General features: G+C 70.9%; 25 protein-coding genes. 7 read left to right on the forward strand and 18 right to left on the reverse strand.

The genetic code is table 11. The features are described from left to right. Window positions 1-2: 2 nt before the first annotated feature. The 5 genes from KXR53_RS08035 to efp all read right to left on the reverse strand — a co-directional run bounded on the left by KXR53_RS08035 (window position 3) and on the right by efp (window position 4997). On the reverse strand, window positions 3-1493 hold the full coding sequence (locus KXR53_RS08035; RefSeq protein WP_437374586.1) for a peptidoglycan -binding protein: 1491 nt from the start codon (window positions 1491-1493) through the stop codon (window positions 3-5). Between the two features lie 4 nt (window positions 1494-1497). Further along, window positions 1498-2712 carry a flagellar motor protein MotA gene (locus KXR53_RS08040; RefSeq protein WP_437374587.1) on the reverse strand — a complete coding sequence of 405 codons (1215 nt, stop codon included), beginning with the start codon at window positions 2710-2712 and terminating at the stop codon, window positions 1498-1500. A gap of 10 nt (window positions 2713-2722) precedes the next feature. After that, complete coding sequence (locus KXR53_RS08045) at window positions 2723-3421, reverse strand: OmpA family protein (protein WP_437374588.1); 699 nt, start codon at window positions 3419-3421, stop codon at window positions 2723-2725. Between the two features lie 175 nt (window positions 3422-3596). Beyond that, on the reverse strand, window positions 3597-4421 hold the full coding sequence (locus tag KXR53_RS08050; protein ID WP_437374589.1) for an inositol monophosphatase family protein: 825 nt from the start codon (window positions 4419-4421) through the stop codon (window positions 3597-3599). Window positions 4422-4430: 9 nt separating this feature from the next. Next, window positions 4431-4997 carry an elongation factor P gene (efp, locus tag KXR53_RS08055; RefSeq protein WP_026873981.1) on the reverse strand — a complete coding sequence of 189 codons (567 nt, stop codon included), beginning with the start codon at window positions 4995-4997 and terminating at the stop codon, window positions 4431-4433. A 178-nt stretch (window positions 4998-5175) separates the two neighbouring features. Here efp and epmA point away from each other — a divergent pair, with 178 nt between their 5' ends. The 3 genes from epmA to KXR53_RS08070 all read left to right on the forward strand — a co-directional run bounded on the left by epmA (window position 5176) and on the right by KXR53_RS08070 (window position 7555). Then, entirely contained in the window at window positions 5176-6273 is a 1098-nt protein-coding gene (epmA, locus tag KXR53_RS08060) for an EF-P lysine aminoacylase EpmA (RefSeq protein WP_437374590.1), read from the forward strand. Between the two features lie 68 nt (window positions 6274-6341). After that, window positions 6342-7286 (forward strand): alpha/beta hydrolase, encoded by a 945-nt coding sequence (locus tag KXR53_RS08065; RefSeq protein ID WP_437374591.1) that lies wholly within the window; start codon window positions 6342-6344, stop codon window positions 7284-7286. A gap of 26 nt (window positions 7287-7312) precedes the next feature. Next, window positions 7313-7555, forward strand: coding sequence for a type II toxin-antitoxin system Phd/YefM family antitoxin (locus KXR53_RS08070; RefSeq protein WP_437374592.1), 243 nt, complete (start codon window positions 7313-7315; stop codon window positions 7553-7555). Between the two features lie 40 nt (window positions 7556-7595). On the opposite strand, the gene KXR53_RS08075 is transcribed toward KXR53_RS08070, so the two are convergent. The 3 genes from KXR53_RS08075 to KXR53_RS08085 form a co-directional block, all read right to left on the reverse strand. After that, window positions 7596-8054, reverse strand: a complete 459-nt coding sequence (locus tag KXR53_RS08075; RefSeq protein WP_437374593.1) for an NfeD family protein — start codon at window positions 8052-8054, stop codon at window positions 7596-7598. Further along, the gene (locus tag KXR53_RS08080) at window positions 8036-9073 is read right to left on the reverse strand and encodes an SPFH domain-containing protein (RefSeq protein WP_437374594.1); all 1038 of its coding nucleotides are present in this window, start codon (window positions 9071-9073) and stop codon (window positions 8036-8038) included. The genes KXR53_RS08075 and KXR53_RS08080 overlap by 19 nt, the downstream gene beginning before the upstream one ends. Before the next feature lie 123 nt (window positions 9074-9196). Next, window positions 9197-9985, reverse strand: a complete 789-nt coding sequence (locus KXR53_RS08085) for an NAD kinase (RefSeq protein ID WP_437374595.1) — start codon at window positions 9983-9985, stop codon at window positions 9197-9199. Window positions 9986-10118: 133 nt separating this feature from the next. On the opposite strand from KXR53_RS08085, the gene KXR53_RS08090 reads away from it, so the two are divergent. Then, window positions 10119-10247 (forward strand): hypothetical protein, encoded by a 129-nt coding sequence (locus tag KXR53_RS08090; RefSeq protein ID WP_437374596.1) that lies wholly within the window; start codon window positions 10119-10121, stop codon window positions 10245-10247. Window positions 10248-10256: 9 nt separating this feature from the next. Here the strand turns inward: KXR53_RS08090 and moaA are convergent, their stop codons facing one another. Continuing rightward, window positions 10257-11288, reverse strand: coding sequence for a GTP 3',8-cyclase MoaA (gene moaA, locus KXR53_RS08095; protein WP_437374597.1), 1032 nt, complete (start codon window positions 11286-11288; stop codon window positions 10257-10259). 114 nt (window positions 11289-11402) lie between these two features. Here moaA and KXR53_RS08100 point away from each other — a divergent pair, with 114 nt between their 5' ends. Genes KXR53_RS08100 through KXR53_RS08110 form a run of 3 tightly spaced genes read left to right on the forward strand, consistent with a single transcriptional unit; the run spans window position 11403 to window position 13017 of the window. Further along, window positions 11403-12116, forward strand: coding sequence for a hypothetical protein (locus KXR53_RS08100; protein WP_437374598.1), 714 nt, complete (start codon window positions 11403-11405; stop codon window positions 12114-12116). Continuing rightward, a complete protein-coding gene (gene mobA / locus KXR53_RS08105) occupies window positions 12113-12745 on the forward strand; it encodes a molybdenum cofactor guanylyltransferase MobA (protein WP_437374599.1) in 633 nt (210 codons plus the stop codon). The genes KXR53_RS08100 and mobA overlap by 4 nt, the downstream gene beginning before the upstream one ends. Further along, window positions 12742-13017: a CDGSH iron-sulfur domain-containing protein gene (locus KXR53_RS08110; protein WP_437374600.1), complete on the forward strand. Its 276-nt coding sequence runs from the start codon at window positions 12742-12744 to the stop codon at window positions 13015-13017. Before mobA ends, KXR53_RS08110 begins: the two co-directional genes overlap by 4 nt. Here KXR53_RS08110 and KXR53_RS08115 read toward each other — a convergent pair. The 9 genes from KXR53_RS08115 to hemP all read right to left on the reverse strand — a co-directional run bounded on the left by KXR53_RS08115 (window position 13001) and on the right by hemP (window position 19666). Beyond that, window positions 13001-13873: a TonB family protein gene (locus KXR53_RS08115; protein WP_437374601.1), complete on the reverse strand. Its 873-nt coding sequence runs from the start codon at window positions 13871-13873 to the stop codon at window positions 13001-13003. The two genes, KXR53_RS08110 and KXR53_RS08115, sit on opposite strands and share 17 nt — an antisense overlap. Beyond that, window positions 13870-14355, reverse strand: a complete 486-nt coding sequence (locus KXR53_RS08120) for an ExbD/TolR family protein (protein WP_437374602.1) — start codon at window positions 14353-14355, stop codon at window positions 13870-13872. Before KXR53_RS08120 ends, KXR53_RS08115 begins: the two co-directional genes overlap by 4 nt. Then, window positions 14355-15020 (reverse strand): MotA/TolQ/ExbB proton channel family protein, encoded by a 666-nt coding sequence (locus tag KXR53_RS08125; RefSeq protein ID WP_437374603.1) that lies wholly within the window; start codon window positions 15018-15020, stop codon window positions 14355-14357. The genes KXR53_RS08120 and KXR53_RS08125 overlap by 1 nt, the downstream gene beginning before the upstream one ends. Before the next feature lie 13 nt (window positions 15021-15033). Then, on the reverse strand, window positions 15034-15468 hold the full coding sequence (locus tag KXR53_RS08130) for a Tat pathway signal sequence domain protein (RefSeq protein WP_437374604.1): 435 nt from the start codon (window positions 15466-15468) through the stop codon (window positions 15034-15036). Between the two features lie 7 nt (window positions 15469-15475). Continuing rightward, window positions 15476-16249 carry a heme ABC transporter ATP-binding protein gene (locus KXR53_RS08135; RefSeq protein WP_437374605.1) on the reverse strand — a complete coding sequence of 258 codons (774 nt, stop codon included), beginning with the start codon at window positions 16247-16249 and terminating at the stop codon, window positions 15476-15478. Then, window positions 16246-17340, reverse strand: a complete 1095-nt coding sequence (locus KXR53_RS08140; protein ID WP_437374606.1) for a FecCD family ABC transporter permease — start codon at window positions 17338-17340, stop codon at window positions 16246-16248. The genes KXR53_RS08135 and KXR53_RS08140 overlap by 4 nt, the downstream gene beginning before the upstream one ends. Then, entirely contained in the window at window positions 17337-18215 is an 879-nt protein-coding gene (locus KXR53_RS08145; protein WP_437374607.1) for a heme/hemin ABC transporter substrate-binding protein, read from the reverse strand. The genes KXR53_RS08140 and KXR53_RS08145 overlap by 4 nt, the downstream gene beginning before the upstream one ends. Beyond that, window positions 18215-19303, reverse strand: coding sequence for a hemin-degrading factor (locus tag KXR53_RS08150; RefSeq protein WP_437374608.1), 1089 nt, complete (start codon window positions 19301-19303; stop codon window positions 18215-18217). The genes KXR53_RS08145 and KXR53_RS08150 overlap by 1 nt, the downstream gene beginning before the upstream one ends. 192 nt (window positions 19304-19495) lie before the next feature. After that, window positions 19496-19666, reverse strand: coding sequence for a hemin uptake protein HemP (gene hemP / locus KXR53_RS08155; RefSeq protein WP_437374609.1), 171 nt, complete (start codon window positions 19664-19666; stop codon window positions 19496-19498). Window positions 19667-19780: the final 114 nt, after the last annotated feature.

Here is a 19780-nt window from a genome sequence, read left to right on the forward strand (position 1 = left end):
GCTCACTGAGCTGTCGGAGTGACCTCCGGGCCGCTGTCGCCGCGCTGGTCGAGGCGCAGCTCGATGCGGCGGTTGCGGCGATAGGCGTCGGGTGTGCTGCCGGGATCGAGCGGCTGAAACTCGCCGAAACCCGCAGCCGCCATGCGCTGCGGCGGGATGCCCTGGCTCGCCAGGAAGTTCAGCACCGACAGCGCCCGGGCGGTCGAGAGCTGCCAATTGCTCGCGAACGGGCCGCCGGTGATCGGCTGCCGGTCTGTGTGCCCGTCGATGCGCAAGAGCCAGTCGACATCCGGCGGGAACTGGGCAGCGATTCGCTTCAGCGTCGCGGCGAAGGCGGCGAGCTGTTCCTGCCCGCCCGGCTGCAGCTCGGCCGAGCCGACCGGGAACAGCACCTCCGACTGGAAGACGAAGCGGTCGCCGACGACGCGGACATCCGGCCGGTCGCCGAGCACGTCGCGCAGCCGGCCGAAGAAGACCGAGCGCGAGCGGTTGAGCTCGTCGACCCGGCGCACCAGCGCCTGGTTCAGCCGGGAGGTGAGGTTGGCGATCTCGACATCCTTGTCGCTGACCGTCTTCTCCGAGTCGCGCAGAGTGGACTCGATCTGCGCCAGTTGCTGGCGCAGCGCCGCCGCTTCCTCCGCCAATTGCCGGCCACGGCTGCGCTCGCTCTCGCTGGTCGATTTCTCGGTCGCCAGCGCCGCCGTGGCGCGGTCGAGCGTGCCACTGAGATCGGCGATGCGGGCGTTGAGCTGCTCGACCCGGGCGGTCAGCTCCTGCACGTCCTTCTGCGAGGCGGCGGCCTGCGCCTCCAGCACCTGGACGCGGTTCTGCCCGGCCTGGACGTCCTGTTGGGCCTGGTCCCGTTCCGCTCGGGTGCGGTCCAGCTCCTGGCCGAGATCCGACGCCTCCTTGCGGGCGTCAGCGAGCGCGGTCGAGAGATTGCCGACGGTCAGGTCGCGGTCCTGGGTGCCGGTGCGCAGCGTCGCCAGGTCGGACTGCAGCTGCGCCAGCTCGCGCCGCTGCCGCTCGATCGTCGCCTGGTTGTCCTGGATCACCCGCGCCGCTTCCTTGAGCTGGGCGTCGCGGTCGGCGGTGCTGCCGGTCAGGGTCTCGATCTGGGCCAGGGCGGAGCGCAACTGCCGGTCGATCGCGTCGCGGTCCTGCTGCACGGTGGCGAGGCGGTTGCCGAGATCGGTGCGCTCGCGGGCGCTGCCCTCAAGATCGGCGGACAGCCGGTCGACGCGGGCCTTGAGGTCGCGCCCGCTCTCCTGCTCCAGCGCCAGCCGGTCGGTCAGCTCGTTGACCTGGCGGTTCAGCCGGCCGACGGTCTCGTCGCGGCCGCTGACCACGGTCGACAGGTAGAACTGCGAGGCCAGGAACACCATCAGCAGGAAGATGACGACCATCAGCAGCGAGGACAGCGCGTCCACCCAGCCGGGCCAGACATCGACCTGGCGCCGTTCGCTGAAGGAGAAGCGGCTGCGCATCAGCATCCGGTCAGCGCCCCTCGGCCCCTTCCGCCAGGGCGGCGATGGTGCGGGCCAGGAGCTTGATTTCGCTGCGGATCTCGCCGGAGAGCTGGATCCGGCCGGTCGACATCTCCTCGATCATCCGGCGGACCGTGGTGTCCAGGCTGCGGATGTGCTGCCGGGTCGGCTCGTCAATGCCGAAGCGGTCGGATTCGAGCGTGGCGGCGAGGCGGCCCAGCACCGCCGCAGTCGCCGCCTGGCCCTCGGCCAGCTTGGCCATCAGTGCTTGCTGGCCCTGCAGATGGTCGTCGATCGCCGCGAGCTGGTTGGCGACGGTGACGAGCGCACCGCCCTGGCCGCGGCGCTCCTCCTCCGCCTGCGCGGTCAGGCGGCGCAGCGCATCCAGGTTCTCCGCCGTCTGCGCCACCACTGATTCGACATAGGCCGGGGGCACCCGTTCGGCGACCTCGATCTCGAAGCCGCCCTGCTGCGGCCCGCCGGACAGGCGGGTGTAGGCCGAGAGCCAGTCCTCCAGCTCGTTGTAGAAGCGGTTCTGCGCCTGGCCCGCTTGCAGCTCGAGAAAGCCGAGGGCGAGCGAGCCGGCGAGGCCGAACAGCGAGGCGCTGAAGGCGGTGCCCATGCCCATCAGCGGCGCCTCCAGCCCGTGCTTCAGGGTGGCGAAGGCGGCGCTGGGGTCAGCCGCCTCCATGTCCAGCCCGGCGATCACGCCGCTGGCTGAGCGCACCGTCTCCAGGAGGCCCCAGAAGGTGCCGAGCAGGCCAAGGAAGATCAGCAGGCCGATCAGGTAGCGCGAGATCTCACGGCTTTCGCTGAGGCGGGCGCCGACGGCGTCGAGCAGCGAGCGGGTGGCGAGGGGGGACAGGCTCGGCTCGCCCTGCTGCTCCGCGATCACCCGGGCGATCGGGGCCAGGAGACGCGGCTGCACCGCCGCCATCCGGCCGCCCTGGGCGCGCTGCGCCAGATGGGCCTCGATCCAGCGGATGTCGGGCTCGAGGTTGAGCACCGCCCGGAAGCAGAAGACGATGCCGAACAGCGTGGCGCCCAGGATCACGCCGTTCAGCGCCGGGTTGGCCATGAAGGCGGAGGCGACGCCGGGCGCCAGCACGGCCGCGACGATGGCGACGACGATGACGAAGGCCGTCATCCGGACGAGGTACCGCCTCGGGCTGGACATCGCCGGGCGTATCGAGGACGGGCGGGACGCCAGGGCGGTAATCGACATCAGGGGCCTTCTATTGAATCCGCAGTTCGACGCGGTCCGCGGGCTGGTCCGGGGGCGAGGTGTTGCCGAGGGCGCGCAGGGCGATGCGCTTGCTGTCTATGCCGCGATCGATCAGGAAGGACCGGATGTTGAGCGCGCGGCTGAGCGAGATGCGGCGGGCCCCGGCCGGGTCCGGCTTCGCCCCGGCATAGGCCCGGATCTCGATCTTGCTGCCGCCGTCGGCGGCCAGCCGCTCGACCAGGCCGGACAGCAGGTCGCCCGCCTCGGTGCCGATCTCCTCGGCGCCGGGGGCGAAGCGGATGCGGAAGCCGTCGCCGACGACGAGGCCGACCATGTCCTTCGGGCCCATTCCCGGCACCGCCTTGACCTTGACGTTCGGATCGGCGAAGCCGGCGCCCTTGACGATGACGTCGGCGTCGAAGGCCGGCGGCGGCTCGTCGACCAGGCTGGGCAGGGACGGGATCTCGGCCCAGGACGGCTTGACGAACGGGATCGGGCCGTTGACCGGCCCGGCCGAGATCGGCACCGGCAGCGACGCCGACTGGGCGGTCTCGCTGCGGGTCAGGAGGCGGGTGTCGAGCGGCAGCTCGCCGGAGGCGAGCGGATCCTCCGCCGATGCGGTCGCCGCCGCCAGCATCAGGGCGGCGGGAAGGACCAGGACCGCCGCACGGGTCCACGCCCGCCGGTCGGTCTGCTGACGATGGGCCAAGCCGAACCTCTCCACGCTACGGATCACCGATCATACACCCGCATGCGACGGGGCGGACCATAGCTCAGGGGAGGAGGGCGAAACAATCGCCAAGCAGCATGAGGACAGGGTGATCGGTCAAAGGAATGCAGCCTTACGCCGCCTCTCCTGCTTTCGTGAGAGGCGGCGAGCGGCGTCAGGACGCGGCGGCCTTCGGCGCGCGCGGGGCGCGGGTCTTGGCGATCGCCATGGCGAGCGTCTTGTGGATCAGCGCGTTGCCGGCGACCACCGTGTCGGCGGTCAGGGCCGGGCCCTTGCCATCGATGTCGGTGACGAAGCCCCCGGCCTCCTGCACCAGGACGATGCCGGCGGCGATGTCCCAGGGGCTCAGCGCCGTCTCCCAGAATCCGTCGAAGCGGCCGGCGGCGACATAGGCGAGGTCGAGCGACGCCGCCCCCATCCGGCGGATGCCGGAGACATGCGGCATGATCATCGCCAGCTCGCGCTGATAGGCGACGCTGTCGCCGCGGCCCTTGAACGGCATGCCGGTGCCGATCAGCGCGTCGGACAGGTTCTTGCGGCTGGAGACGCGCAGGCGCCGGTCGTTGAGGAAGGCGCCGGCGCCCTTCTCGGCCCAGTACAGCTCGTCAGTAACCGGGTTGAAGATCACCCCGGCCACCGGCACGCCCTCCTGCTCCAGCGCGATCGAGATCGCGAAATGCGGGATGCCGTGCAGGAAGTTGGTGGTGCCGTCGAGCGGATCGACGATCCAGCGCCGGTCCTTGTCCTCGCCCTCGATCACGCCGCCTTCTTCCATCAGCCAGCCGAAGCGCGGGCGGGCGCGCGTCAGCTCCTCGCGCAGGATCTCCTCGGCCTTGAGGTCGGCGGCCGAGACGAAATCGGCGGGGCCCTTGCGGCTGACCTGCAGATTCTCGACCTCGCCGAAATCGCGGACGAGGCCGCGCCCGGCCCGCTGGGCCGCGCGGATCATGACGGTGATGAGGGGGGAACGTCCGGCCATCGGGGAGGATCAGTCCTTCGCGCGCTCGAGATAGGTGCCGTCGGCCGTGTTGATGACGATCCGGGTGCCCGAGGAGATGTGCGGCGGCACCATCACGCGCACGCCGTTCTCCAGCACCGCCGGCTTGTATGAGGAGGATGCGGTCTGCCCCTTCACCACCGGGTCGGCCTCGGTGATCGTCATGGTCACGGTCTGCGGCAGCTCGACCGACAGCGGCGAGCCCTCATACATGGTCACGGTGCAGACCATGCCTTCCTGCAGGAAGCGCGCCGGCTCGCCGACGACGTCGGCCGGAACCTGGGTCTGCTCGAAGCTCTCATTGTCCATGAAGGTGTAGTGGTCGCCTTCCTGGTACAGGAACTGCATCTCGTGCTCGTCCAGGCGGGCGCGCTCGACCGTCTCCTGGGTGCGGAACCGCTGCTGCGTCTTGGTGCCGGTGCGGGCGTCGCGCATCTCGACCTGGATGACGGCGTTGCCCTTGCCCGGCTGAATGATCTCGATCTTGGTCACCAGCATCAGCTTGCCCTCGTATTCGAGGACATTGCCCGGCCGGATCGTGATGGCGTTGACCTTCATGGCGGATCTTCTGCGATAAATGCGTTTCGCGCCCCGCTGGCGCGCCCGGGGCGGCACGACAGGGTGGCGCGATGGGCGCGGACCCTAGCAGCAAGTCCGGTGAAGGGCAAATGCCGAGTCGGCTGCGCCGAGGCGTGCGACCTGCTATCGAGACGGCATGACAGGATCGGATCGAACCATGGCGACGGAACCCGGCATCCGGGGCTTGCGCGGCCGCTGGTGGCAGAAGGGCGTCTATGCCCGCAAGCGGCCTTATCTGGAGGCGCGGGCGCGGATCACCGCCGCCATCCGGCAGGTCTTCGCCGAGCGCGGCTTCCTCGAGGTCGACACCCCGGCGCTGCAGGTCTCGCCGGGGCTGGAGCCGCATCTGGTCGCCTTCTCGACCGAGCTGCGCGGGCCGCATCCGGACGACGCGCAGCGGCTCTACCTGCACACCAGCCCCGAATTCGCGATGAAGAAGCTGCTCGCCGCCGGGCTGGAGCGGATCTTCCAGATGAGCCACGTGTTCCGCAACGCCGAGCGCTCGGCCACCCATCACCCGGAATTCACCATGATCGAATGGTACCGGGCGGGGGAGGGGTACCGGACGCTGATCGAGGACTGCCGCGGCCTGTTCAAGGCGGCGGCGCGGGCGGCGGGCCGCGACCGGCTGGAGTGGCGCGGCAAGTCCTGCGACCCCTTGGCCGAATGGCGGGTGCTGACGGTGCAGCAGGCGTTCCTGGAGTTCACCGGCATCGACCTGCTGGCGACAGCGCCGGACCCGTTGAATCCCGACCTGGCCCTGCTGAATGCGGCGACGACGGCGATCGGCATTCCGGCGCGCGAGGGCGACCGCTGGGACGACCTGTTCTTCCGCGTGTTCCTGGAGCGGATCGAGCCCCATCTCGGCCTCGGCAGCCCCTGCGTCCTGACCGAATACCCGCTGTCGATGGCGGCGCTGTCGCGGCCCAACCCAGCCGATCCGCGCACTGCCGAGCGCTTCGAGCTCTACGCCGCCGGGCTCGAGCTCGCCAACGCCTTCGGCGAGCTGACCGACACCGCGGCGCAGCGTGCCCGGTTCGAGGCCGACATGGAGCTGAAGCAGCAGCTCTACGGCGCGCGCTACCCGATCGACGAGGACTTCCTGGCGGCGCTCGATCCGGACCGCGGCGGCGGCCTTCCCGATTGCAGCGGGATCGCGCTAGGCTTCGATCGCTTGGTGATGCTCGCGACCGGGGCGGACCATATCGACGACGTGCTCTGGGCGCCCGTCATCGGAACGATGGTCGCGCGCTGAGCGTTTCGGCCGGGTGCTTGAGGGGCCCTGGTCGTTGGAGGGGCCGTTCCGTCGATCCGGAGTTCTTGATGATCCTGCATCCCGACTGCGAGGCGTATCTGGAGGCGGTGGAGCGGTGGCGGGAGAAGACGAGCATCCAATCCTGGGCCGATATCGGGGCGGACCGGGCGAAGGCGGTGTTCAGCGAGCTGAAGCTGTCGCGGATGCCGAGACTGCCGGAGATGGAGCTCGTCGAGGATTACGAGATCGAGGGCCGCGCCGGCCCGCGCCGGGTGCGCATCCTGCGTCCGAAGGGGGCGGGGACGCGGCCGCTGCCGGTGGCGCTCTATTTTCACCGCGGCGGCTATGTTCTCGGCGGCATCGAGGAGAGCGAGGACGAGGCCCGGCGCATCGCCGCCAACACCCCGGCGCTGGTGATCTCGGCCAGCTACCGCCTGGGGCCCGACCATCCCTTCCCGGCGGCGATCGACGACGCCTATGACGCGCTGCTGTGGGCCGCGCATCACGCCGCCTCCTTCGGCGGCGATCCGCGCCGTCTGATGGTCGGCGGCACCAGCGCCGGCGGCGGCCTCGCCGCCGCGATCAGCCGGCTGGCGGCGGCCGAGAACGGGCCGCGCATCGCCCTGACCTATCTCCTGTGCCCCTGGCTCGACCTGACGATGAGCCAGCATTCGGTGCTGGATTACGGCGAGGGCTACGGCCTGGACCGCGCCGACCTCGAATGGTTCCGGCAATGCTATCTCGGGCCGGAGGAGGCGCCCGACCATCCGCTGGCCTCGCCGATCCTGCATCCGGTGCCGTCGCGGCTGCCGAAGACCTTCGTGCTGGCGGCGGAATGCGACCCGCTGCGCGACGAGGCGCGGGTCTATGCCCGGATGCTGAAGGAGGCGAAGGTGCCGGTCACCTATGTGATGGCGCCCGGCATGATCCACGCCTTCAACGCCCTGACCCATCTGATCCCCGGCGGCCTGCCGCACATCGCCGCGATCGACGAGGCGCTCCGGGGCGTGTGATGCTGCATAGGGCCGTGACGAGCGCGATGACGACGATCTCCAGCCATGAGTTCAGCCAAGACGTCGGCCGAGCCAAGCGCGAGGCCGATCGGGCACCCGTGATCATCACCGATCGCGGGAAGCCGGCCTACGTGCTGATGCGCCATGACACCTATCGCCGGCTGACCGGAGGCCAGCCCAGCATCATCGAACTGCTTGACCTCCCGGGAACGGAGGACATTGATTTCGATCCGCCCCGGATCGACATCGTCCCGCGCATAGTTTCGTAGCTTGGGTTCGCGGCACGCGAACCCAAGCTACGCCGTAGCCTCACTCTTCCGCCCGCTCCACCCTGAACCGCGTTCCGACCACCGCGACGATGCGGATGCGGGTGCCGGCGGGCAGGTCCGGGCCCTCGACGCCCCAGGTATTGTCGGCGATGCGGATCCGGCCGACGCCGTTGACGATCGGCTCGGTCAGCGTCACCACCCGGCCGATATACTGCTCGCCGCGGCGGTTCAGCGTCGGCTGGTCGCTGACCTCGGCCCGCGGCTTCAGATAGACTCGCCAGACGACCACGGCGGCGACCGACAGCACGGCGAAGATCAGCACCTGCGCTTCCCAGCCGAGCGGGAGCAGCCAGGACAACAGGCCGACCACTCCGGCGGAGATGGCGAGCCAGAGGAAGAAGGTGGCGGGCACCATCACCTCGAGGATCAGCAGCACCACGCCGGCGATCCACCACCACCAGAATTCCGGGCCCTCGACGATCATGACTTCGGCCCCCACGGCCCGCCCTCGGGCACCGGCGCGGCAGGGACGGGGGCGGGGCCGGCGGGCGGCCGCCGCGGCGGGGTCGGCGGGGCGGCGCCGTCGGTTCCGGGGCCGGGCGGGCCGAAGGCCTCGCGCGCGATCTCGGCGATGCCGCCGATGGCGCCGATCACGCTCGCCGCCTCGACCGGCATGAACAGCACCTTCTGGTTCGGCGCGCTGGCGATCGCCTTCAGCGAATCGACGTATCGGGTGGCGACGAAGTAGTTGATCGCCTGGACGCTGCCGGCGGCGATCGCCTCGCTGACCATCGCGGTGGCCTTGGCCTCGGCCTCGGCCGAGCGCTCGCGCGCCTCGGCGTCGCGGAACGCCGCCTCGCGCCGGCCCTCGGCCTCCAGGATCGCCGCCTGCTTCAGGCCCTCGGCACGCAGGATCTGCGCCTGCCGGGTGCCTTCGGCCTCGAGGATGGTGGCGCGGCGGTCGCGCTCGGCCTTCATCTGCCGGGCCATGCTGTCGACCAGGTCGCGCGGCGGGGTGATGTCGCGGATCTCGATGCGGGTGACCTTGACGCCCCAGGGCTCGGTGGCGTCGTCCACCACCTTCATCAGCCGGGCGTTGATCTGGTCGCGGTTGGACAGCAGCTCGTCGAGATCCATCGAGCCCATGACCGTGCGGATGTTGGTCATGGTCAGGTTGATGATCGCGGTTTCGAGATTGCCGACCTCATAGGCCGCCTTGGCCGCGTCCAGCACCTGGTAGAAGATCACCCCGTCGACCGTCACCATGGCGTTGTCCTTGGTGATGACCTCCTGCTGCGGCACCTCCAGCACCGTCTCCATCATCGACAGCTTGGCGCCGATCTGGTCGACGAAGGGGACGATCAGGTTCAGGCCGGGGCGCAGGGTGCGGGTGTAGCGGCCGAATCGTTCCACCGTCCATTCGCGGCCCTGGGGCACCGATTTGACGCCCATGAAGATGACGAGGATCGCCAGGACCAGGATGGCCAGGACGATGATCGCGAACGGCGAAATCGGCATAATGGAATTCCGCTCCTCTTGGCGCGGCCGCAGTGTGCCATAAAGGCCACACGGCCAGACGGATTATTTCACCGAACTTTGTGGCGGAATCACAGCGAGGCGGAGCGGCCTTCGCGACGCTCGCTAGGGCTCGAACTGCTCCTTCAGGATTCTCTCCTCCAGCGACTTGCCGGGGTCGAACAGCAGGTGCAGCGACACCGACCGGTCCTCGGCGATCTCGACCCGGGCCACATCGCGCACCTCGTATGAATCGGCGACGGCGCTGACCGGGCGCTTCGCCACCTCCAGGATGTCGAGGACGATCGTCGCCTGGTGCGGCAGCAGGGCGCCGCGCCAGCGCCGCGGCCGGAAGGCGCTGATCGGCGTCAGCGCCAGGATGCCGGCGCCGAGCGGGATGATCGGGCCGTGCGCCGACAGGTTGTAGGCGGTGCTGCCGGCCGGGGTCGACACGATCGCGCCGTCGCAGATCAGCTCCGGCATGCGCACGACCCCGTCGACCGTGATCTGCAGCTTCGCCGCCTGCCGGGTCTGGCGCAGCACCGACACGTCGTTGATGCCCAGCGCCTCGTGCACCCTGCCGTCGATCGCGGTTGCCCGCATCCGCAGCGGATGCAGGATCACGATTCGCGCCGCCGCCACCCGGCGCGGCAGATCCTCTTCCTGGAAGTCGTTCAGCAGGAAGCCGACCGAGCCGCAATTCATGCCGTAGATCGGTCGGCGCCGTTCGACGCAGCGGTGCAGCGTCTCCAGCAGGAAGCCGTCGCCCCCCAGCGCGACGATCACATCGGCCGAATCCGGCGGATGCTGGCCCCAGCGGGCGACGAGCCGCGCCTGGGCTGCGAGGGCCTCGGCGGTATCGGCGGCGAGGATCGCCATTCGGGGCGAGGCCGCATCGGGAGTGACCTGGGTCATAACCGGGGGGCTGCAGTCGATGGGAAGATCCGGTCTACCACCGGCCAAGCCCTTCCGTGAATGAGCCGTTCACGTTGGCTTCACGGCCGATGACAGAAAGTTGCCACGATGAAGCCATGAGGGAGGACGGAAAATGATGATCCCGGCTTTGGCGGCAGCGTTCGTGACGGTCGCCGTGCTGCTGTCGCGCTGCGGCCTGCACTTCGCCATGGTGACCACCGGCACCGCGTTGTCGGGGACCATCCTGATGCTGACGCTGTGACCGGCGGGACTAACCGCCGGTCACGCTCATGTGCCGCGCCACGGCGGGCTGCATGTGGCGGCGGTCGATGATGAAGTCGTGCCCCTTCGGCTTGCGCAGGATGGCCTCGCGAATGGCGGCTTCCAGCGCCGCATCGGTCGGGTCGGTGCGCAGCGGCGTCCGCAGATCCGCCGCGTCTTCCTGGCCGAGGCACATATAGAGGGTGCCGGTGCAGGTCAGCCGCACCCGGTTGCAGCTCTCGCAGAAATTATGGGTGAGCGGGGTGATGAAACCGAGCCGCCCGCCCGTCTCCTCCACCTGGACGTAGCGCGCCGGCCCGCCGGTGCGGTAGTCGGTTTCGGTCAGAGTCCAGCGCCGGGCGAGATCGGCCCGCACCTGCGACAGCGGCAGATACTGGTCGAGCCGGGTCTCGCCGCCGATGTCGCCCATCGGCATCACCTCGATCAGCGTCAGGTCGTGGCCGTTCTCGCCGCACCAGCGGATCAGCGTGTCGAACTCGTCGTCGTTGACGCCCTTCAGCGCCACGGCGTTGATCTTGACCCGGATGCCGGCGGCCTTGGCCGCGGCAATGCCCTCCATCACCTTGTCGAACTTGCCCCAGCGGGTGATGGCGAGGAACTTGGCGGGGTCGAGCGTGTCGAGACTGACATTGATCCGCCGGACACCGCAGGCGGCGAGATCCTCGGCATGGCGGGCGAGTTGGCTGCCATTGGTGGTCAGCGTCAGCTCCTCCAGGGCGCCGGTGCCGAGATGCCGCGACAGGTTGCGGATCAGCGTCATCACGTCGCGCCGGACCAGGGGCTCGCCGCCGGTCAGGCGCAGCTTGCCGACGCCGAAGCGGATGAAGGCGCTGCACAGCCGGTCCAGCTCCTCCAGCGTCAGCAGCTCCGCCTTCGGCAGGAAGGTCATCTCCTCCGCCATGCAGTAGACGCAGCGGAAGTCGCAGCGGTCGGTCACCGAGACCCGCAGATAGCGGATGGCGCGACCGAACGGGTCCACCAGCGGGGCGCCGGAGGCGGGCGATGGATCGATCCTGGGCATCGGCGTCTGGAGCGTCATATACGACAATATAGGACGCTCCCCCCGGGAACGCGATAGGCCGTTCCGCGGTGAACGCGTATGCTTTTTCGCGATGTGAGATGACAGCGGGGACAGATGATCCGGAGACTGGTGGGCGTGCTGCTGCTGGTGGTCGGCGCGTTCCGGGTGTTCGGCGCCGGCGAGGCCGCCTGGGACCGCGAGCAGTGGCGCGAGAGCGCGGTCGAGGCCCAGGGGCTGGTGCTGCCGCCCGGGGGCGGGGGCAGGCTGACGCCGGCACTGGCCTCGGCGCAGACCGTGGTGCGCCTGGGCACGCTGCGCGCCATCTACGCCGCGGTCGACACCGGCCTGGCCGCGGCGCCGCAGCCGGGCGAACGGGTGGCCGTGCTGATCGACCCCGATCAGCAGGACCGGGCCGTGCTGGATCATCCGCTGGCGATCTGGGGCGACCAGCTTCTCGCCGGCGGCATCGGCGCGGTGCTGGCGCTCGTCGGGCTGGGCCTGATGCGATCCCGGTCGCGCCAGCCGGCCGCCACCACCGGCGACGCGACGGCGGCAATTGCCTCGGCGCTGCGCCAGGCGGTGGCGCGGCGGACGGATGCCAGGACCAAGCCCGCCCCGCAGCAAATGGCGGCCGCCCCCGCCCGCGTCGTTCGCCCGGCGGCGACCGGCGGCGTGGTCCAGCGCATGCGCGACAGCCCGGTCACGGTGCAGCGGGCGAGCGGCCCCGCCGTCACCCGCACCATCGAACGGCCCAGCGGCGCCGGCCCGATCCTGATCTTCGTGCTCGTGGTGCTGGCTCTGGCCGCTACTCTGATTCTCGGGGCATGAGCACGACTCCGCCGGTGCTCGGCGTGATCCTGGCCGGCGGGCTGGCCCGGCGCATGGGCGGCGGGGACAAGGCGCTGCGGCCGCTCGGCGGCAGGGCGCTGCTGGATCGGGTGATCGCCCGGGCCGCGCCGCAGGTGGCGGCGCTGTGCCTCAACGCCAATGGCGACCCGTCGCGCTTCGCGCGCTGGGGCCTGCCGGTGGTGCCGGACGACGTGCCCGGCGCGCCGGGGCCACTGGCCGGCATCCTGGCGGCGTTGGACTGGGCGGCGGCGACGCGGCCGGAGGTCGGGCTGGTGGCCAGCTTCCCTTGCGACGCGCCCTTCATCCCCCGCGACCTGGTGGCGCGGCTGTCGGCGGCGCGGCGGGAGGAGGGGGCGGAGATCGCGGTCGCCGCCTCGGCCGGCCGGACCCATCCGGTGGTGGCGCTGTGGCCGGTGGCGTTGCGCGCCGGGCTGCGGCAGGCGCTGGTCGAGGAGGAGATCCGCAAGGTCGAGCGCTGGACCGCGCGCCACCCGACCGCGGTGGTCGAGTTCGCCTGCGACCCGGTCGATCCCTTCCTCAACGGCAACACGCCGGAGGATCTGGCGGAGGCGGAGCGGCTGCTGGCGCGGCATCCGGAGCTGGCATGACGGCCGAACCGGTCTGCGCCGGCGACGCGCCGATCCCGGTCGAGCTGGCCGAGGGACAGGCGGTGCGCTGGTGCGCCTGCGGCCGCAGCGCCGCCCAGCCCTTCTGCGACGGCTCGCACGAAGGCTGCGGCATCGGCCCGGTCGCCTTCGTGGCGTCCCGGGCCAAGACCTATTTCTTCTGCACCTGCAAGCGCAGCGGCCGACAGCCCCTGTGCGACGGCCGCCACAACTTTATGGCGCCACAGGGGGAGCCAGCTAGCGCGCCCGAATAACAAACGGTGCGGTGATCTGCCTTGGAAAGCCCTCGGGAGGCTCCGGTGCCGACAACCGCCGAAGAACCCGTAGCACGCTGTCGTCGACGCTGCCGCTCTCCGACGATACGACCAGAGACGGGTTTTCGAGGCTGCCGTCCGGCTGCAACGCGAAGTGGACGGTAATGGTGGTGTCTCGCCGGACCCTTATGTTGGCTCGGTTCAGCCGCGTCTGGATGTAGTTCACCAACTTGTTCTGATAGCTCGCAGCTTGTGCCGAACTGGCCGATGAGGATGCCGGCGGTTGGACGACAGGTTTGGGCGGAAGCGCCGCCTGCTCCGTGGGCGCCGGAGAAGCCTCCGCCGGCTGCTCCGTCCGGCGCGGCTGCTCGCGCCGCGGCCGCCGCTCGGTGCGGGGCTTCGGCCTGGTCGGCGGCGGCTGCACCACTTCCGGCTCTTTCGCCTGGACGGTCTCCGGCACGGCGGCGACCACCGCCTCGGTCTGGCCGGTGGTGGTCACGACCTCCGGCGGGGGCTCCTCCGGCGGCTCGATCTCCGCTGTCTCGGTGACCGGCGTCTCGGCCGGCGGGGGCGGCTCCTCGACCACGGTTTCCACCGGCACGTCGTCGGCCGTCTCGACCGGCTCCGCCTGCACGGTCTCGGTCGGCACGGCCTCCGCCGTGTCGACCGGCTCGGCCGCGTCCACCGGCTCCGCCGGCGTGCCGAAACCGGCCATCTCGACCGCCATCGGCGTCTCGGCCGGCGTCGGCGCGGCCGACCCGGTCAGGCTGGGCAGCAAGGCCCAGACCACTCCGCCGTGAATCAGCGCGGACGCGGCATAGGCGATGCCGCGTCCCGACAGGCGCAAGCGGGTCATGGCGCGGTCGGCGCGGCGCCGGCACCGGCTGCGGGCGCGCCGGCGGGCGCCGGCTGGGGCGCCGCCCCCTGGGCGATCAGCGAGACCTTGGCGAAGCCGGCCTGGCCGACCACGCCCATCGCCTCCATCACCTTGCCATAGGGCACGTCACGGTCGCCGCGGACATAGACGACGGCATCAGGATTGGCCTGGTGCGCCGCCTGCAGCGCGGCGGGCGCCGTCTCCGGCGTCAGCACCTGGCCGTCGCCGAGCGACCAGGTGCCGGCCTTGTCGACGGTCAGGATCACCGGCTTCTGCGGCTGGCCGATCTTGGCGGCGCTGGTCTTCGGCAGGTCGACCGGCACGCCCACCATCATCAGCGGGGCCGCCACCATGAAGATGATCAGCAGCACCAGCATGACGTCGACCAGCGGCGTCACGTTGATCTCCGACAGCGGCGCGTAGTCCTCGCCGTCGCCGGAATCGAGCAGGCCGGCCGCCATTATTCGGCCGCCTCGCGCCGGGCGGCGGCGCGGCGTGCGCCGGACAGATGCTCGGCCATCAGGCCGATCGCGGTGACGAAGGTCTGATTGATCCGGCGCAGATCGGTCGAGAACTTGTTGTAGGCCATCACCGCCGGGATCGCGGCGACGAGGCCGATCGCCGTGGCGAACAGCGCCTCGGCGATGCCGGGGGCGACGACCGCCAGGCTGGTGTCCTGCGAATTCGCGATCGAGGTGAAGCTGTTCATGATGCCCCAGACCGTGCCGAACAGCCCGACGAAGGGCGCGGCCGAGCCGATGGTGGCGAGGAAGGGCAGGCCCAGCTCGCGCCGGCGCACCACCTCTCCGGCGGCACGGCGCATCGCCCGCTCGATCCGGTCGCGGTACTCGGCCCGGCTTTCCTCCGGATCGATCGACCGCCACTGGGTCAGGCCGGCCTCGACGATCGGCTTCGCCGGATCCGCCGGTATCAGGTCGACCTCATGCTCGGTGTCCATACGCCGGCGCAGCGCGGCCGCGGCGCGGCGCAGCCGGCCGATGGTGAACAGCTTGTCGAGAATGATGCCCCAGCAGCCGATCGAGGCCAGCACCAGCAGCGCCAGCACGCTCTGGACGATGACGTCCGCCTGCTGCACCAGGGCGATGATCGAGAGATCGTGCGACATTCGGATGCCCTCCTCAGCGCATCAGGGCGACGGGCAGGCGCGACTTGGTCTCGAGCCGGTCGATGCAATCGGCCACCGCGCCGGCCTCGGTCCGGCAGTCGAGCACGTCGTTGACCAGGACCGAGCCGATCGCGTCGCAGGCCAGGCCCTGGACCTCGAAGGCCTTGACGCTGGTCTTGCGGGCGCGCAGCGGCGCCGCGTCGACCGCCAGGCGCTTGCGGATGGCGCCGTCGGTGCCGAAGAAGACGAGGTCGAGCTTGAACGACTGGTAGGCGTCATCGCGGGTGCCGAACACCATGTTCACGGCGCAGTTCTGGCCGCGCGGCTCGAGCGTGTTGAGCTCCAGGCTGACGCCGTTCGGGGCCGCATCGGCGGCCAGGGCCGGCGCCGCGGAAAAGGCGAGGAGCAGGGCGGAGAGCGCGGACACTGATTGGCGTCGGCTGGTCATGATGTCCTCAGATCGGAACAAGGATGGGCTTGTCGGATTGCGGGTGGGAAATGATCTCGACCGGGCAGCCGAACACGGCCTCCACGGTCGCGGCGGTCAGCACCTCGGCCGGCGGGCCGGCGGCGAAGATGCGGCCGCGGCGCAGCAGCAGGATCTCGTCGGCGAAGCGGGCCGCCTGGTTCAAATCGTGCAGGATCGCCAGCACGCCGGTGCCGGCATCGGCCAGCCGGCGGGCAATGCGCAGCACCGCGGATTGGTGCGCCAGGTCCAGGCTGGCGGTGGGCTCGTCCAGCAGCAGATAGGTCGGCGCCGCGGCGCCGGAGATCTGCGCCAGGGTTCGAGCGAACTGGACGCGCTGCTGCTCGCCGCCGGACAGGGTCGGGTAGGAGCGGTCGGCCAGGGCCGCGGCGTCGGCGGCCTCGAGTGCCGCCTCGACGGCGCGGCGGTCGGCGGCGGCATCGGCGACGCCGCGATGCGGCCCCCGCCCCAGCGTCACCACCTCGCGCGCGGTCAGCGGGAAGTCCAGCGTCACCTGCTGCGGCAGCACCGCGCGGCGGCGCGCCAGGGCGACCAGGTCCCAGCCGGCGATCGGCATGCCGTCGAGGGTGACTCGGCCGGCGGCCGGCGCGATCTCGCCCGCAAGGCATCGCAGCAGCGTCGACTTGCCGGCGCCGTTCGGGCCGACGACCGCGATGAAGCGGCCGGGGGCGACCATAAGGTCTACGCCGTCGAGCAGCACGGTTCGGCCGATGCGGACGACGAGGGAGTCGGCCCGGATCACGGCTCGGACCTCCGCCGGCGCAGCAGCAGGGCCAGGAACACCGGGGCGCCGAGGCCGGTGGTGACGATGCCGATCGGCAGCTCGGCCGGGGCGACCGCGACGCGGGCGGCCAGATCGGCGCCCAGCAGCAGGGCGGCGCCCAGCAGGGCCGAAGCCGGCAGCAGGCCACGATGATCGGCGCCGATGACGAGCCGCAACATGTGCGGCACCAGGAGGCCGACAAAGCCGATCATGCCGCTGACCGCAACCGCGGCGCCGACCGCGAGCGCCACCGTGCCGACCAGCAGACGGGTCACCTTCTCGACCGGGAAGCCCAGATGCACCGCCACCGCCTCGCCCAGCAGCATGCCGTTCAAGGCCCGTGCCGCCAGGGCGACGGCGGCGAGCAGGACCAGGGCGAAGGGCAGCACGGCGAGCACCGCTGTCCAGGTCGCGCCGCTCAGGCTGCCCATGGTCCAGAAGGTGATGGTGCGCATCGCGTTCTCGTCGGCCTTGAACACGACGTAGCCGGTGCCGGTGGCGACTAGCGCGTTCACCGCGATGCCGGTCAGCAGCATCATGGTCACCGAGATCCGGCCGTCGCGCTTCGACAGGCGGTAGACGGCGAGGGTGGCGATGAGGCCGCCCAGGAACGCCGCGAGCGGCAGGGTGTAGAGGCGGAGGAGGGGGATGCCGGCCAGCGCCGCGGGCAGGCCGAGCGAGATCACCGAGACGCCGGCGAAGGCGGCGCCGCCGCTGACCCCGATCAGGCCCGGATCGGCCAGCGGGTTGCGGAACAGCCCCTGCATCATCGCCCCGGACACGGCGAGGACCGCGCCGACCATGGCGCCGAGCAGCGTCCGCGGCAATCGGATGGCGTCGACGATGGCGGCGTCGCGTGTCGTCACCGCATCGAGGCTGCCGAGCCCGAGATGGTGGCCGAGGATCGCCAGCACATGGCCGACCGGGATGTCCGCCGGCCCGATGCTGATGCTGGCCAGCACCGTCGCGGTCAGCAGCAGCACCAGCCCCGTGAGGGTGAACGACAGGCGCCGCGCCCGCCGCCGCTCCGCCGGGGCCGGGACCGCGCCGCTGGCAGCCAGCACGGTCACGAGCCGGTGCTCCAGGCGCGCTCCGGCAGGGCGGGCGGGGCCCAGCCGGGATGGATCGCTGCCGCCAGGTCGCGTACCGCCTGCGGCGTGCGCGGCCCGAAGCCGAGCAGGTAGAGCGAATCCATCGAGATGATCCGGCCGGTCTTGGCAGCCGGGGTCTCGGCGAAGACCGGCAGCTTTGTAATCTTGTCCATGCCGCCATTGGGCTCGACGGCGTGGCCGGCGATCACGACCACATCCGGGGCCGCGGCGGCCACCGCCTCGGGCGACAGCGGCTTGTAGCGCTCGATCTCGCCGACTGCGTTGGTGCCGCCGGCCAGGCGGATCATGCCGTCCGCCGCGGTGCCCCGGCCGCCGCCGAGCGGCGCGCCGTTGGTGATCGACAGCACGAACAACACCCGCGGCTTCGAGGTCGCCTTAGCCACCGCCTCGGCCACCGTCGCGAAATCGGCGCGGACCGCCTGGCTCAAGCCTTGGTCGGGCAGGCCGAGCGCTTTCTCCACCCCTTCGATCTTTGCGACCACGCCTTCGGCGGTGAAGCCTTCGGGCAGGATCTCGAGCGGCGTGCCGGCGGAGCGGATCTGCTCCAGCACCGCCGGCGGGCCGGCGGATGTCGTGGTCAGCACCAGGTCGGGGCCGAGCGAGAGGATGCCTTCGGCCGACAGCTGGCGCAGATAGCCGATATCAGGCAGCTCCCGCGCCGCCGGCGGATACAGGCTGGTGGTGTCGACCCCGACGATGCGGTCCTGGGCATGCAGGGCGTAGACGATCTCGGTCAGGTCGCCGCCGGCGACGGCGATCCGCTTCGGCGGCTCCGCCCGGGCGGGCAGGGCGATCGCCAGCAGCGCCGCGGCGAGGGTGAGGAGCAGGCGCATCAGGCGGCGCCCAGGGCGCTGACCCGGCCCACCAGGTCGCGCCAGTCATCCCGCTCCGGCTGGCCCGGCTTGCGGGCGCCGAAGAGCATCGCCATCAGCGCGCCGTCGATGTCGAACAGCTCGAGCGAGGTGACGACGCCGTCCCGGGTCGGCTTGCGCACCACCCAGGCGCTGTCGATCCGGTCCTCGCGCAGATGCAGGTTGAACCCCGGGTCCAGCACGTTCAGCCAGGGTCCGACATCCTTCAGGTTGTGCACCGGCCCGGTGTGGATCTGCAGGCAGCCGGGGTTGCCGACGAAGACCATGATCGCGGTGCCGCTCCCCGCCGCGCCGGTCAGCACCCGGCGCAGCGCGTCGCGGCCGACCGGCTCGGCCCGCTGCGGCTCGGCCAGGCGCATCGCCTGCAGCCGGTCGAGCCGGTGCGATTTCAGCAGGCCGAAGAACTGGTGCGTGTCCTCCATCGCGTCCCAGCCGGCGCGGAAGCCGGCCACGTCGATCTCGGCGTCGTCCAGGATCGTCGGGCGGAGGATCTCCTGCGGCACCAGCACTGGCGCCTGGTCGGCATGGCGGAAGCGGTCGACCAGGGCGGCGAAGGCGGCGCGGTCGCTGGCCTCGGTCAGGAAGATCTTGTGGATCGCGGTGCCGGCGGCATCGAAGAACTGCAGGCTCGGCTTCGCCCCCGCTTGTGTTGGCTCGGCGCTGCCGACCGCGAAGCCGTGCGCCCAGCGGGTGTAGAACAGCCGCAGGTCGATATCGGGGCCCAGCGCCAGCCCGACATGGCTGCCGGCCGAGACGTTTTGGTAGATGCCGGTCTTCTCGTGCACGACGCTTTCGTTGCGGGTCAGCGCCATGACCGGCCCGAGCGCTTCGATCGCCTGCAGGATCGTGCTCCAGTCCCCGCCGATCCGGCCCCCAGCGATCCGGACCGTGCCGGCACCGACCTGCGAAGCGACCAGCTCGCCCTCGCTGACGCCCAGCGCCGCCGCGGCGTCGCGGGCGCGGAGCTGCGGCTGCTCGGCGCGCAGCGCGGCCCAGCGGGCGGCGAGGGCGGTCGGGGCAGCCAGGCGATCAGGTTCGAGGCTCTGCATCATGCTCTCCGATCACCGGTGGTCAGGCTGGCGCCGGCGGCCGGCGGGCGCGGCAGGACATGCGAAAACGCGGCCAAAAAAGGGGCCGCCGGGGTGCGAAGCATGACGAGAACCTGTTCGGGCGACGGGTTCTCGCGCAGACCTGGCGGCGGGCAAAGCCCGGCTTGCTGGGGGCGCGAGCCGAGGGAAGGACTACTTGGTCAGGATGAGCTTGCTGTTCCGGGTGATCCGCAGGCGGTAGACGTCATCGCCGTGTTGGATCGTCAGCTCGCGGCGGGAGCCGAACAGGTCGCGCGTGTCGAGATTGGCAGGGGCGGGCCGCTGCGGCGGCTCGACGGCATGCGCTGTGGGTTGATCCAGCATGGTCCCCATCCGACGGTGATTGGTCGATGAACGATGTTGAGAGTCATTCTCACATCCATCTGCGCTGGTCAAGCAAATGCGTGTCATTCCTACTTGCAATTGTCGAAAACGCCT

Source organism: Inquilinus limosus, from assembly GCF_051487185.1.
In the GTDB taxonomy this organism is placed as follows: Bacteria; Pseudomonadota; Alphaproteobacteria; order DSM-16000; family Inquilinaceae; genus Inquilinus; species Inquilinus limosus_F.